At 49.2% G+C, this 14,054-nt stretch carries 10 protein-coding genes; all 10 read right to left on the reverse strand.

Translation table 11 applies throughout. The features are described from left to right. Positions 1 to 3 precede the first annotated feature (3 nt). The 10 genes from AB4Z29_RS14745 to AB4Z29_RS14790 all read right to left on the reverse strand — a co-directional run bounded on the left by AB4Z29_RS14745 (position 4) and on the right by AB4Z29_RS14790 (position 14,007). Positions 4 to 1,062, reverse strand: coding sequence for a Ger(x)C family spore germination protein (locus tag AB4Z29_RS14745; protein ID WP_441943801.1), 1,059 nt, complete (start codon positions 1,060 to 1,062; stop codon positions 4 to 6). Further along, positions 1,049 to 2,128, reverse strand: a complete 1,080-nt coding sequence (locus AB4Z29_RS14750) for a GerAB/ArcD/ProY family transporter (RefSeq protein WP_441943802.1) — start codon at positions 2,126 to 2,128, stop codon at positions 1,049 to 1,051. Before AB4Z29_RS14750 ends, AB4Z29_RS14745 begins: the two co-directional genes overlap by 14 nt. Further along, positions 2,121 to 3,455 (reverse strand): spore germination protein, encoded by a 1,335-nt coding sequence (locus tag AB4Z29_RS14755; protein ID WP_441943803.1) that lies wholly within the window; start codon positions 3,453 to 3,455, stop codon positions 2,121 to 2,123. Before AB4Z29_RS14755 ends, AB4Z29_RS14750 begins: the two co-directional genes overlap by 8 nt. Positions 3,456 to 3,667: 212 nt before the next feature. Then, positions 3,668 to 4,324: an HAD family hydrolase gene (locus AB4Z29_RS14760; RefSeq protein ID WP_441943804.1), complete on the reverse strand. Its 657-nt coding sequence runs from the start codon at positions 4,322 to 4,324 to the stop codon at positions 3,668 to 3,670. A gap of 232 nt (positions 4,325 to 4,556) precedes the next feature. Then, complete coding sequence (locus tag AB4Z29_RS14765; RefSeq protein ID WP_441943805.1) at positions 4,557 to 6,710, reverse strand: carbohydrate-binding protein; 2,154 nt, start codon at positions 6,708 to 6,710, stop codon at positions 4,557 to 4,559. Positions 6,711 to 7,169: 459 nt separating this feature from the next. After that, positions 7,170 to 8,720, reverse strand: a complete 1,551-nt coding sequence (locus tag AB4Z29_RS14770) for an extracellular solute-binding protein (protein WP_441943806.1) — start codon at positions 8,718 to 8,720, stop codon at positions 7,170 to 7,172. A gap of 56 nt (positions 8,721 to 8,776) precedes the next feature. After that, positions 8,777 to 9,661: a carbohydrate ABC transporter permease gene (locus AB4Z29_RS14775; RefSeq protein WP_441943807.1), complete on the reverse strand. Its 885-nt coding sequence runs from the start codon at positions 9,659 to 9,661 to the stop codon at positions 8,777 to 8,779. A 33-nt stretch (positions 9,662 to 9,694) separates the two neighbouring features. Further along, positions 9,695 to 10,621, reverse strand: coding sequence for an ABC transporter permease (locus AB4Z29_RS14780; protein ID WP_441943808.1), 927 nt, complete (start codon positions 10,619 to 10,621; stop codon positions 9,695 to 9,697). A 210-nt stretch (positions 10,622 to 10,831) separates the two neighbouring features. Further along, positions 10,832 to 12,175 (reverse strand): ABC transporter substrate-binding protein, encoded by a 1,344-nt coding sequence (locus AB4Z29_RS14785; RefSeq protein ID WP_441943809.1) that lies wholly within the window; start codon positions 12,173 to 12,175, stop codon positions 10,832 to 10,834. A 20-nt stretch (positions 12,176 to 12,195) separates the two neighbouring features. Continuing rightward, entirely contained in the window at positions 12,196 to 14,007 is a 1,812-nt protein-coding gene (locus AB4Z29_RS14790) for a sensor histidine kinase (RefSeq protein WP_441943810.1), read from the reverse strand. Positions 14,008 to 14,054: the final 47 nt, after the last annotated feature.

Raw genomic sequence — 14,054 nt, forward strand, 5'->3', positions numbered from 1 at the left:
GCATCAGCTTAGCTCAAGAAATCCCGTATTCTCAATAATCGTCTGCACTTGCAGGTCAAGCTTCAGCTTAGGATAAAACGCCGTACGCCAATCCCTCAGCTCTGACCGAGGAATTTTACTGCGGAAGTATTGCCCTGTCCCTAGAATATCTGCCCCGCTGCCTTGAAGCTTGGCAAACATGTGATTGAACTGATGAGTGAGTCCCTCGTTAAGCTCTTTCATGATCATGTCGCTTGTAGGATGGTCCTTTGTTTCCAATATAACGACCTTTAGCTTGAGCCTGCACCTCAGAATCGGAGTCTGGCCATCCATTTGACTATGCACCTCAAGCGAATTGCCGATAACAAGGACGCTGGCGTGATGCATAACTTCTATTTTCCCTTGTGTACTCTCGCGTTGAAAAGCGTTAAAGAGCAGCGTCTCCTCCGAATTAATCTGATTGACCATTTTGCCTTTCCTAATAATGGCGGAGCCGATGTGCTGAATGACCGTGGTATCTCCCGATCGAATGATCGGAACCGCTACGTCGCGCGTATACGAATGAATGCTGCGGTAAACCTCCCAAACCCTCGTCAGCGCAATTTGCGGATTCCAGCCTGCGTTTTTTTCGAAAAAATCATATAACGTCGTTCCTTTGGGACCCATTTTCTTTTTGGCCAAAGTAAAAAATTGATCCATATCCTCATCGCAGATCGTTACAAGCGTCTTGGGGGAAACGTCTCTGCCTCTCATGAAGTCGGAAATGGTATCCTCTAAGCCTGCTTCTGCATATTTTTTATCCAGCACGATGACCTTGACATGAAGCAAATCGACACGATCCTCCAGATTAGCGCTAATATCATCCACGGCATGATTGATTGTGCTGCCTTTTCCCTTCACGATTTTGATCTGTGTCGAGTTCTGCATCGGCTCGGGAATTTGCAAATAGATTAAGTATTCGCCGTCATGCTTGGATATGCCCATTACGACTGGCAATACGCGATGGTTAATATCGATATTGTCCCAGCAGCCGCTGAGGATAACAACCATCATTGCAGCGGCAAGCAGCTTAAGCACCTTCATCTTTTATCATCCTTTTAGCACGAATTCCGAGCAGCCAGATGGAGCATGGAATGCCGACCAACACAAAAAAACGCAGCATGGTATTCCACATAATAAGCGATTGAATCTCCTCCCAATTGGTAATGAACAGGCAGCCTATGAAATTAGCAGCGGCAATCGTTATGACGAAATAACTAGGCTTCACCTTTGGCAAGCAGCGATGCAAAATCTGGCTGAGCTTCCACAGCACCATCGAAATAAACAGCATCGTGAAGGTGACTAGACAAAGCAGTAAAAACATCGTAATCCGGTCAAACATCAGCCAGTTGATATGTATCGTGCTCATGAGCACAATAAAGGGAAATTTAAATGTCGATGCTGTCGCTTGCCCGAACGTAAAGAGCGGGACATACACAGCAATGAAATAAAAAGGAACTAGCGCAGCCATCGTGAATAATACATTCTTGGGACGATAAGTCACATAAGGCTGTATGAAGCCGAGAAACAGGAAACTCCCGGCGAATGCGGAGAAGCTATGCCAATAGGGGGGCTTGGCTAGAAAAGAAAATTTTTCGTCCATGATCGGGAAAAAGTAGCGAAAGTCCACATTTTGAAATGAGATGCAGATCGTGAACAAAATGACCGGCAGAAATAATATAGCGAGTAAAACGCCTGTTCGAAGGATGGACTCGACGCCATTAAGCGCAATATAACCTGAAATGGTGATGATTAGTGCCATAATGGCCCATAAAGGCGTATTGGCAAGAAAGACGAGCGTAATCACCTCTGAGAAAGCGCGTATCGTGATTATATTGGTAATGAATAGGAAAAAAACAAGCGGCAGAAGAAATAATAAAGCTGCCCACTTTCCTACCGACGCATAAATACTAATCATATCCTGCTTCGGGAAATAGCCTAGTCCTTTCATATAGAGCCAAACCATAACCCAATTGAGCACGAGACCTATAACGATGGCTAGCCAATGCCCCTCAGTCGTACTGGCAATAATATCACCGGAGTAGAAGAAAAAGATAAACCCAAGCTGAGTTAATCCATACATCAGAATGACGTGCAAGCTTTTATCCATTATTCGATTCACCCTTATTCATGCTTATATTCAGATAGGAAATACCGAAGGTGTTCAAGCTTGATAGATAAGCGCATATCAGTACCAGCCCCGCGAGCAAGCCCAGCACACCATACATCGCGGACATAATCACGATTAAATATTTAAATAAACGAACCGCGAGCGAGTTTTGAAAACCGACCACTGTCGAGTTCGATATCGTCGTAGCCGCCAAAATAATAATCAATAAATTGCTGACCAGCTTGGCCGTCACGACCGCTTGGCCGAGAATAATACCTCCTACCATGGTGATCGTTGGACCGATGCTTTTGGGCAATCTCGTGCTCGCTTCGATAATAAGCTCCAGAATAATAAGCATGAATATCATCTCAACGATAGCCGGATAAGGCACGCCCTCACGGCTTTGTGCAATCGTTAATGCCAGCTCGATCCGAAGCACCTCCGGGTTTACCGCTACAAGCGCAACATAGAGTCCTGGTGCAATCAGCGTCGTGAGCACCCCAATTACGCGGAGAAGCCGAATGACGATCATGAGGGGGAGCGGATAATTACGATCATTTTCCAGCGAGAACATATCCCAGATCAGGTTAGGCAAAATAAGACCGAACGGCATGCGGTCAATAAACAGGACGACCCGGCCCTTAATCAAAGCGCCTGCAACCTCCTCCGGCAATTCCGTCGTGTTGAATTTGGGAACGGATGACCATGCGGATAGTCCAAGCGCTTTCGTTAGGTTTTGCAGGTTATTAATTTCTTTGTCGCTGCTGCTTTCAATTTGTTTAATAATATTAGCCACCAGCTTGGAATCCGCGTGGCTCTCATCATAGAGCAGGGAAAGCTTTTTATGGCACAAAGTGCCTGCCAAGAAGCTTCTCACCTTGACATGGCGAGAAACGATTTGTTTTCTAACCATGCCGATGTTCGTGTCGATATCCTCGATAAACGAGCTAATCGCCCCTTGGAGCAAGTTCTCGTTCGTAGGTGATTCGATTGCTCGATTCAGCAGGCTCGGATAGGCTGTAGCCACAACTAATTTGCGCTCACTCTCAAAAAGGACGATCAATTTACCGTCCATGATCATCGTGATTGCTTCGCTCAGGTCCATTTCCCTTACTTCACCGACGGCCTCCATCATGGATAAAGCATCGTCACGATCCGAGTTCCAATTCTCCATATTGGCGTGAAGCGTTTCTTTCGTTCTAGTCCAATCAATGAGCGAGATAAAACCCATTAAGATGACGTTGGCTCTGCCGATCTTCTCCTGCTGGAAGAAAAAATCATCATTGTCGCCAAGTGAATCTCTTATTTTCTGTATGAATGAATCCATGCTCCGTTTCTCCTTATCCCCCTATTTTTCCTCTTACGATTGTCCCCCTCTGCGTGCTTTATATACGCCAAAGAAGCGTTCCCTCGCGAAGGAACGCTTCTTTGGCCATTTGCTATTAGGAATGGAGGTCCGATGATTGGCGATTACCCCATTTATGCGGAATGATTAACGATGCATAATATGACCCTCGAACAACTAAAGCTGAGCTGCAATTACTGAGCTTGTGACAAAACAAATACTTGAAACTCGCCGACATCGCTGAAAATACGCTCCGGCTCGATTCGATAATGCTTGTCCTGCACAATCGACATCCACTGTGCAGCGAAGGTACGCATGCCAGCTTCTTGGCCAGCCAGCATATCATCATTGCTGTCGCCAACGAATATCGTATGTTCACTCGACCAGCCGAGCTTGTCCAGTATGCGGTGAATGCCTTCCGCGGACGGCTTGCGCTTCTCGACGTCGTCGCCGGTAATGATATGGTCGAACTCGGTTTCCCAGCGCAGCTTTTCAAGTGAAATATCCAGTGTTCTCCGCGACTTCCCTGTAAACAAGGCTAAGCCAATACCTGCTTCCCGGAGTGTGCGCAGCAGCTCCGCAATTGCCGAGCTGCGTTCTACCAGCTCATCGTGATGCTGCTCGTAATCGGACAGAAATTCGTTAACCGCAGTCGCGACCTGCTCGCGATTGCGAAGATGCGTCTCAATAATTTGCAGCTCTGTCGGTCCCGCCACGGCATAGATATCCTCAATCGATACTTCACGGCTGTCATGCCGGCGGAATACGCCTGCAACAGCCATATACATAACAGGCCAGGTGTCCGCCAGCGTTCCGTCAAAATCAAAGATGATGTGCTTAATCTTGCTCATGCAATAGCCCCTCCCCGTCAGTTCTTTCTAGTATATACAAGAAGAAACGGCTTCGCCATCCTCTGCAAGAGGAAGGAACCCGTTTCTCGTAGAAATAGGAGAATGCTTTATCGCTTGAAACCTATAAGGTACTCTATTTTGAAAAAAAGGCGTTCCGGCTAGAGGCTCTGCAAATGAATGCTTTGCAGCTGCCCCCGTTCGGCACGCCTTTTCATTTGGTTCGAACGTCTGCTTATTGGTGGGTGGTCGGATGATTCGCGGTAAGCGGTATTTCATTGCTGAACAGCCTTGCAATATCGCCAGTTAAGCGCAAATAGAAATCCGACGATACGGCGACGCCGTCAGCATCGAGGGTAAGGAAATATTGATTGTTCGGGATCATGGAGCTGTTTGCCGCCGCTTTGGCAATGGCTGTCGCTTCGTCATATTCGTCAAACATGGCAATATAGCCTGTATTGACCCCTAGGCTTTTCAGATTGTAAGCCTGCCGCCACATGAAATCCCCGTGCAGCCTAGGAATTTCGTTGATCGGCCCGTTTTTCATATTCTTCCAAGCAAATCCAGGCCAGATGACAGGCTGATAGACGATGCCGTTCGCTTGCGTAAAAGCAAAATCCGGCTGCCATTGGTTCGTTTTGTAGTGATCCGCTCCTGCTAATTGACTAAATCTGCCGACAAACCACGGAGACAGCATATCCAGCGATTTGTATACGTCTAGGAAACCGGGCTTCGAGTCTTCATTCCCGTTGCGCCAGTGAGTAGGAACGCCGCCAATGACGTAATAACCTTGGTTTTTGAACCATGCAATGAGCTCAGCCGATTCGGCCGCCGTACCGGGACGATCAGTAAAGCCGATTCCCCAGATGCATATGACGGGCTTACCGTCCTGCTTCGCGTATGCGGATGATCCAGTCAAATTCATCGCGCCTACCACATTGTTCGTGAAGTCGGTCTTGACGTTGTTCACCCATTGGGTTGGGCTCAGGTCCGTAATATCATACATGACATAAAATTTCCGCCCGTACGACTCCGCTGCGTTCTTCACCTTCACGGCAACGCTGTCGCGGTTTTGCCTCCAGGTGTTCGGAGCGCTGCTTGCATCCGCGCCGAATCGTTGCAGCGCGGCGCCGCTAATGTTGTACGACTGCATCCATTCGAAATGCTTGTTGACCGTTTCCTGATCATACGAGGAGAACAGCTTGGCAGGCTGTCCATTGCCCAGATTGCCGAGATTCGTTTGATACAGCTTCGTGTATTCGCTAATATCCGGATACATCTCGACGTTCACGTTCGAATTCGGAGATAAAGTGTTGTTATTTTTGGACCAATGCGTCCAGTTGTTGAGCGGCGATCCGTCCCCTCCAGCTGTGAACCAGCCTTGATAGCCGGCGAAAATTTTGCCGACCACATCGCCGCCAGCAGCAGGTGCTGTGAACTTGAACCAATTGACGTTAAAGAGATTTCCTGTTCCGCCTGTAAATTTCAAGTACAGCTGATGTACCCCGCTTATCGTATTTACCGAACAGTTCTTCGTCGTCCAAGACTGCCATCCGCCTGTACCCGTTACGGCGCAGGTTCCCGCCAACGTTCCCGTGGCACTGTCTAGCCGAATTTCAATATTGCCGCCGCTCGTTTGGCTTGCTACGCGCAGGGAAACAGATGATGCTCCGCTGCCGAAATTGACGTTGTTGAACGCGATATAGTCGCCATTGTCTACGTAAGCAACGTTTTGCCCGCCCTCGCTGGAGGATTCCAGTTGGATGCCGAATTGGCTGTTGTAGCTGGAAGCTGCGGTTTGAACAAAGGCCGAAATGGCAGTTGGTGTAGCCGTTGGCGCAACAGTTGGTGTTGGTGTTGGAGATGGCACAGGCGTCGATGAAGGCCCATATACCTCCAGCTCCGAAATTTGGCCGCCTGTCGCGCCGGTATTCGCCGTCACGTTTACTTTCCAATACCGCGCGCTTGTGCTTGCGAAATTAATCGTAACCGTGTTCGAGCCTGCGCTGAAGACGTAGTCTGCCGAGGCAGCGACTGTTGTATAGCTCGCATCGTCACCGCTTTTTTGAATCGATAGCGTCTGCGTGCGCGAGCCCCAAGCTGCCGGCAGCTTAAGCACGACCTGATTGACCGTCTCGCTGCTGCCAAGATCGACTCTCAATCCATTCGGGTAGCTGCTTGCTGCCCCTTCCCAATAAGTAGCCTGATTCCCATCCGTTGCGTTGGCAGCCGTATAAACCTGCGTGTGACTGCTTGCCGTGACGGGCTTATTAAGAGCTAAGTTTGAAGCGGCGGAAACCTGGGATGGCGAGAATGACAGCTGCGTGGAAATGATTACGAAAGCGAGGGAGATAATGAGCCATACACTTTTTCTGCTTTTTGCGAGCATGCTTTTCCTCCTTTAATTGTTGTTGCAATCGCGAAGCAAACCATTATTGACGATCCTACCACCTCCTATCTCTTTTTTTGAAGTGATTACACCGAGAAGCAGTAAGTATTCAGCCTGTTTAGAGGCTCTTTGAAATGGCTCTTTGAAGTGACTCGTTGATTGAAAAAGAGCCTGATCCCGGGGGACCAGGCTCGCGGATAAAGGCTGCTGGTTACACATACGATGCAGGAGTACGGCGGCTTCTTTGCAAGTCGAGTCAGGCTGCCTTTCGGCTGCAGCCTGCCATTCGCTGCTTGGAACAGCTTAGCCTCCACCAGCACCGTTCTTGCCGTGATGCTCATGCCTTAGGCAATCAATCTGCCCAATAGCCAGCTTTTAATAATGTATTCGCTTTCATTTTATTCAAAAAGAGAAGCCTTCCTTCATTGCTTCAGGTCGGCTTCTCTCGTAGGTGAATGATTATTTTTTGGTTGCTAGGAATGCGTCAATTTGTTTTTGCGTTTCGGCAATAATGACATCCAGTCCGTTTTTCTTCTGTGTCTCGATATAATCCGCTACCGCCTTCTCTACATCCTTCGCGACGCCGAATTCAATCGGTCTGTTCAGCTCGTCGCTTGCGGTGTCGCGTTTGGCGATCTCGTTCTTCATATTGTCCTCTGCGATAAACAAACCGTCGATCGGAGAGTTCACATTGTTCGGCTTGCTTGCGAATTCAGCTTCCTTCACCCAGAAATCAGGTCCGTACGTCATCGTCGGACGCATGAATTGCGGTTTCCAGAATGCCCATTGGCCGCCCCATTCCATGTAGTTGCTCGTCGTCGTTTCCATGCCTTCCGGATACTCCGCCGTTTCGCCGTTCAGCACATACGTTTTGCCTTCAATCCCGTATTGCACAAGGTCATAAAGCGTTTTGTCGGTTTCGATCATATCCAGAAGGCGAAGCACGCGCTCCGGATTTTTGGAATTGCGGTTGATCGCAACGACGTTAGCGAGCGCCGTACGGTTAACAAAGCGTTTGTCTGGATACAGCTCAGCCGACTCCATTTTGAAAGCTGGATCGGAGAAGCCTGGATTCGCGCTTACCCATTCATGGGACGTGACCGTAAACAGCTTTTTGCCGTTTCTCCACTCTGCCGCTTCGTCCGACTTATCGATCATCGCGTCTCTATTGATCAAATTATCGTCATACCACACCTTTGCCAGCTTTGCCGCCTCTAGATAGAAAGGCTGCTGTTCAACCGCTTGAACCGTAATTTTGTCGTCAGCCAAGTAGAAGCCGAGGCCGTGGAAATTAAGGTCTACCCACTCGTCGCGAATCATAATGAGCGATAAGGGCGGCGTCCGAGAAATTCTTTCGTTCGGGTATGCTTTCTTCAGCTCACGCAGCAAGCGGTCAACGTCCTCGATCGTCTTAATCGAGCCAGCCGGTATATCAAGGCCAGCTTTCTCAACAAGGTCGGAGCGCCAGCCGGTGAACTTGCGCTCGTTCATCTTCATCGTCCAAGGAAGGCCAACGATGTTGCCGTTAACAGTAGCAGCTGCAAGTGTACCCTGCTCCTCGTATTTTTTCATAAGATTAGGCGCAAATTCCGGAAGCAGATCGTTCAGCGCCATGTACGAGCCTTTGGCAGCCATCTGCTTGTACGACAGCCAATCGCCGTCGAAGTTCATGTCCCAGTTATCGCCTGAAGCAGCCATAACGAGCATTTTTTCCTTGAAATCACCGAACGGGATAAAGTTGATGTCGAACTTCACGTTCAAGCCCTTCGCCTTTACATATTCGCTGACCTTGGACCATACCTCGTCCGTAGCCGCTTTTTTATCCCCGCCGAAATAGAACTTGAGCGTCACCTCATCCTCCAGCTTTTCGCCGGATTCCCCGGAAGGCGCGTTCGTTGCTTTGCCGTTGCTTGGCGCATTCCCGTTGTTCGAGCTGCATGCAGCCAGTATCACGGTAAGCAGCATTACAGCAGCCAGCAGTAACGGCAGCTTCGCTTTTCTTTTTTTCATCTGAATCTCTCCCCTTAGCTTGTGATTTATATACTACACGGCTGAAGCCGACATAGTCATCCTTTTACGGCGCCAACCATTAAACCCTTTACGAAAAAACGCTGAACGAACGGATACAAGAAAATAATCGGCCCGATCGTGATGACCGTAAGCGCCATCTTAATCGATTCGGACGGAATTTGCGCCGAAATGCGCTGCATCGCCGAAGCATTGCTTGAGCTCTTGAGAAACTCCACATTGGAGATGAGCGTTCGCAGCAGCAGCTGCAGCGGCTGCAGCTCTTGCTTGTCGACGAACATGAGGCCAAGGAACCAGTCATTCCAATAGCTTAGGGCAACGAACAAGCCAACCGTGGCAAGCACGGGCAATGAGAGAGGCAGGATCAGGCTGTAGAAGATTTTGAAGTCGCCTGCGCCGTCCATTTTGGCCGATTCGTTCATATCCTCCGGGATCGACAGCATGAAATTGCGAATGAGGAACATGTTGAACGCATTGGCCAGCATCGGCAATATGAGCGCCCATAACGTATCTTTCAGATCCAGGTATCTGACGCAAATGATGTACCAAGGGACAAGCCCTCCGTTAAAAAGCATCGTAATGATGACATAGATGGACAATATGTTTCTATACTTGAATGACCTTCTCGCCATCACGTATGCGCCCATGCTAGTTACGAACAATGACAGCACCGTGCCGACTATCGTGACGAATAAGCTAACGCCGTAAGCGTCGATAATTCGGGTGGAGCCGAGAAACAGAATCCGGTAGGAATCGAACGTTACCGTCTTCGGCCAGAGCAAGTAGCCATAGTCCATAATGTCCTTCTCCGTGCTGAGCGAGCCTGAAATAACCATTATAAATGGGAACAGGCAGGACAGGCTGAACAGGGAGATGGCAATCATGATGACCATTTGCGAGATGGAAACTTTTTTGGCAAGCATATAGGTGAACCTCCCTTGATGTGAAAAGACGTTTTAGAAAATCGCCGAATCCTTGTCGATTTTGCGGGCCGCGTAATTACTGCCGATTATGAGCACGAAAGCGATAATCGACTGCTGGAAGCCAGCGGCGGATGCCATGCCGATATCTCCCGATTTGCGCAAGCTGCGATAAACGAATGTATCAATGACGTCGGTTGTCGGGAACAAGAGAGACGCATCTCCGACCATCGCGTAGAACATGCCGAAGTCCGCATTCATGATTCGCCCGACCGCAAGCAGCGTCAGTATAATAATCGTCGGCCTTAGCATCGGAATGCTGATGTAGCGAATCTGCTGCCAACGCGTGGCGCCGTCAATCGAAGCCGCCTCGTAATAAGAATTGTCGATGGAGGTTAGTGCTGCCAAATAGATAATCGTGCCGTAGCCGGTAACCTTCCACCTCACTGCAATTGTCAGGATGAGCGGCCACAAGCCCGCTTCGCTGTAGAAGTCGATAGGCTGCATGCCGATGTTCTCAAGCAATCTGTTAATGGCGCCGCTCTCGAAGTTCATTAGGTTATAAGCGAAGACGCCAACCACGATCCAAGAGATGAAGAATGGCAGAAACGTAAGCGACTGCGTGACCCTTTTGAAATATTTGTTCCGAATCTCGTTAAGCAGCAAGGCGAACCCTACCTCGAACAGCAGGCCTACGATAATGAACAACGCGTTCAACAGGATCGTATTTCGAATCGCCCGGAATGCGGTGGAGGAAGAGAACAAGTACTCAAAGTTATAGAACAGCGGATCCATCCAATCGCTTCCGAATATGCCTTTGGCGAAGTCGAAGTTTTTGAATGCGATGACCAGCCCTGCGAGCGGCAAGTAATTAAATAGAAAAAGGAGCGTCGCGACGGGCAGGAACATTAGCAGCAAGGTGCGGTTTCGAAGCAATTCCCGAATGACTCCATTTGATTTCATATCGATTTCCCTTTCCCATATGTGATACTTTTATTCTAAAGTAGCGACATTTGGCTTGCTATGAGTCATTCTTATCCTTTGTTGTTTTGTATTATCCTCCTCTTTTCTTCCCGCACTAATAGAGAAAAAGAGCCTCCTTCCAGCAGGTGATTCTGCTAGTAGGAAGCTCTTTGCTATATGTTTCGGTTTCAAGAGCGCACCGCTTCGAGCTCAAGGCTTACGTCTCAACCGCTCCCGAAGCTCCAATGTTTTTTTGTTCCAGGCCTCGGTTTCGGGAATGATGCGGTTCACGTCATGACCTTGAAATACGATATCGTTAACGACATTGATCCAGTTGTATTCGGAGAAGCCCGGAATGGTTGCGCCTGGCAGCACCAGACCGTTATCCTTCGTCATCTTGACCGCTTCGATGTTCTTTCCCTGCCATAGCGGTACTTGATCGATATAGGCCGTCAATTCCGGATCGATGACCGAAGCATTGGCCCCCTTCTCGATCTTCCATTTCTGCGCCTCCATCTCGAATTGAAAGCTAATCCATTTATAGGCTTCCTCCTTATGCTGGGAGCCGCTCAGCAGCGCAAGCGGTCCATTGATATGGAAGGAATACTGATTAACCTTTCCTCTCGGGAAAGGCAGAATATCCCATTCAAACGTCGCTTCCTTCTGCAGCCTTGGCAGCAGCCAGTCGCCGCCGATCTCGAAGGCTGTTTTGCCATTGGCAAATTGCCTCACGACTTCGCCGTTTGCTGCGGCAGCCTCCCAAGACAGCATGGAGCCATCCTTTGTGACGAATTCCTGCAGCCAGCGCACATCATCCAATATATTCGGCGTATGCAGCAAGCTCTGGGTCAACCGTTCATTCAAATACGCCAAATTGGGAGCATGGCCATCAGCCGCTGATTTCATCGGCAGCAGGCGCATGACGAAGTCGCTGTTTGTCGTCAGGCCGTACTCTCCAGCTGACGGGTCCGTTACACGTCTCGCAATATCCCTAAAGTCATCGAAGGTCCAATCATTGGGAGGCATGTCAATGCCATGCCTCGCGAGCAGATCCTTATTGACGATAATCCACATCGGCACGTCAACGAACGGTACCGCCAGCCTCCGGCCATTAAAGACCATCGTATCGAAATAGCCGTCAGGCAGCACTTTGTTTTGGAAGGAACGGTCTTTATCCATATAGGGCTTCAAATTTTCCAGCAAGCCGCTTTCCTCGTACCGCAGAAGGTCACCAACGACCCATGTGAGATCAGCTGGCGTTCCCGCTGCCTGAAGCGCAATAATGCGGTCCATGATCGTGTCGTCTCCGCCGTCAATCTGAATCGGCTCGATCGTAATCCAAGGATATTTCGCGTTGAATTTATCATACAGCTCCTGATAAGTATCATCCGCCCAGGTAAGGAGCTTAAGCGTTACAGGAGCTTTAGTCTGATCTTGCTCAGCCTTCTTCGCCTTGTTCCCGTTCTCCACGTTCTTCATCGTGCATGAGGTGAGAACGAGCATAACCATCAGGAGTATACTTAGAACAAATGTAAAAGTACGTTTGTTTATCAAGGTAATGCCTCCTTTGATCCTTATGCTTTGCCCATTCCGATCGTATCCGGCTCCTGACCATCCTTTAGAATCGGATGCCTTAGCGTAATTTTGGTGCCTGCCCCGGGCGCTGTCTCGATCTTCAGTTTATAGGCTTCCCCAAAATACAGCTTCAAACGGTCGTTCACGTTGCGCAGTCCGACGCCTCTGCGCGATTGGCTGAATGCCGCGGTTGGCTCCTCCAGCTTCTCCAGCTCTTCCAGAACGGAATCCGGTATGCCTTTGCCGTTGTCCGCGAGTTCAATCACGATGTCCTCCTGCTCGACCCTGGACGTAATCATGATTTTGCCTTTGTCGAAATCGTCCCTTACGCTGTGCTGGATCGCATTCTCTATCAGCGGCTGCAGAAGCAGCCGCAAGAATGGCAAATCCATCGAAGCATCCTCACAGGCGTACAAGATGCGGACAGCCTTGCCCATCCTCGCCTGCTCAATCAGCACGTATGCTTTTACCTGCTCAATTTCCCTTCGCAGCGTCGTAATCTCCTTGCCTTGGTTTAAGCTGAGCCGAAGCAGGTTGCCGAGCGCGGATACCATCTCGCTAATGTCGCTTCGTCCGTGGTTTTCCGCTTTCCACCGAATGGACTCCAGCGTATTGTATAGAAAATGAGGGTTTATCTGATGGCTGAGCACTTGAAACTCCAGCACTTTCTTGTTGCGCTCCGAGAGCGCTGCCTCCTTGATTAGCCCCTCGATTCGCTGCACGAGACTGCTTACCCCACGGTACAGCCAGCCAACCTCATCCTTTCGCGACGACCAGGGCAGCAGGTAATGCAGATTGTCCGCCTCGAGTCTCCTCATTAAACGAACCAGATGCGCGATTGGCTGCGTGTAATAAGCGGTAATGTAAAAGACCACGCTAATGCAGCAAACGAGATAAACCACAAGAAAAATAACGAGCATGCGATTGATCTCATCTATCGTTCCAGTCAGCTCGTGCAGCGGAGTAAGGCTGACGATCGTCCATGGATGGTTCGCCATCTTCAGATAGGTAGCGAGATAGGTTTGTCCTTCGACCGCAATGGAAGTAGACCCCTCGTCACCTGACTTTATGTAAGAAATGAGCGCAGCGGACGGGAATTCCTTCCCTGTCCATTCATTTGCCGTGGAATCATAATGAACCACGCCATGCTCATTGATGAGCAGCAGCTTTTGGTCCTTCAACTGGTCCGATGGAGAGAAGTAGCGTTTCAGGTAATCCTCGGACAAATCGGTTGCGATGATTCCTCTCAGCTTCTGATCATATAAACCCGAGAATCGTTTCACATACGATAGCAGCGGCTTCCCGTATTTCCCCTGCTTCGGCATCGTTAAATACCAAGTCGGGCTCACCGTCGATTTGGAGCGCTGAAACCAATATTGGTCCCCGATCCGTATCGATTCGTCGATTGTCCTCATATAGGACGGATAATTCGTCGGTATGATCGGATAGACCTTGACCCTGAACGCATCGATGACCGGCGTCGCTTGATAGAGAGCGGTCAGGAGGCTGACTGTAAACGCTTCCTCTTCTGCGCGGTCTAAAGGCTCCCTCTCCAGCAGCTCCTGAAGCTCCTTATTACCAATCACTTCATTGATCTGCTCATTAAGCTTGCCCAGGTAGATTTCGAAGTTTTTTCGTGCCTGCAGCAAATAGCTCATCGACATCTTTGTATTCGTATTGGAGATGCCTTCTATGGACTTAATATGCGCGTAATAGGCAAATAGCAGGAATGGCACAATGATTATCATAAAGAAAATAAGAATCATCCGATTGCGGAAGGATGAAGCGAGCCGAAAGGAAACTTTATTCATCTGCATGCACCTGCTTTCCGGTATTCCCACTCGCTTAAATAAGCTTG

Source organism: Paenibacillus sp. 2TAB23 (assembly GCF_052115165.1).
In the GTDB taxonomy this organism is placed as follows: Bacteria; Bacillota; Bacilli; order Paenibacillales; family Paenibacillaceae; genus Pristimantibacillus.

Excerpts from the sequence above, each read along its gene's own strand:
- AB4Z29_RS14775 (WP_441943807.1), bottom strand. The coding sequence starts at position 9,661 with ATGCTTGCCAAAAAAGTTTCCATCTCGCAAATGGTCATCATGATTGCC.
- AB4Z29_RS14745 (WP_441943801.1), bottom strand. The coding sequence starts at position 1,062 with ATGAAGGTGCTTAAGCTGCTTGCCGCTGCAATGATGGTTGTTATCCTC.
- AB4Z29_RS14780 (WP_441943808.1), bottom strand. The coding sequence starts at position 10,621 with ATGAAATCAAATGGAGTCATTCGGGAATTGCTTCGAAACCGCACCTTG.
- AB4Z29_RS14770 (WP_441943806.1), bottom strand. The coding sequence starts at position 8,720 with ATGAAAAAAAGAAAAGCGAAGCTGCCGTTACTGCTGGCTGCTGTAATG.
- AB4Z29_RS14755 (WP_441943803.1), bottom strand. The coding sequence starts at position 3,455 with ATGGATTCATTCATACAGAAAATAAGAGATTCACTTGGCGACAATGAT.
- AB4Z29_RS14790 (WP_441943810.1), bottom strand. The coding sequence starts at position 14,007 with ATGAATAAAGTTTCCTTTCGGCTCGCTTCATCCTTCCGCAATCGGATG.
- AB4Z29_RS14750 (WP_441943802.1), bottom strand. The coding sequence starts at position 2,128 with ATGGATAAAAGCTTGCACGTCATTCTGATGTATGGATTAACTCAGCTT.
- AB4Z29_RS14760 (WP_441943804.1), bottom strand. The coding sequence starts at position 4,324 with ATGAGCAAGATTAAGCACATCATCTTTGATTTTGACGGAACGCTGGCG.
- AB4Z29_RS14765 (WP_441943805.1), bottom strand. The coding sequence starts at position 6,710 with ATGCTCGCAAAAAGCAGAAAAAGTGTATGGCTCATTATCTCCCTCGCT.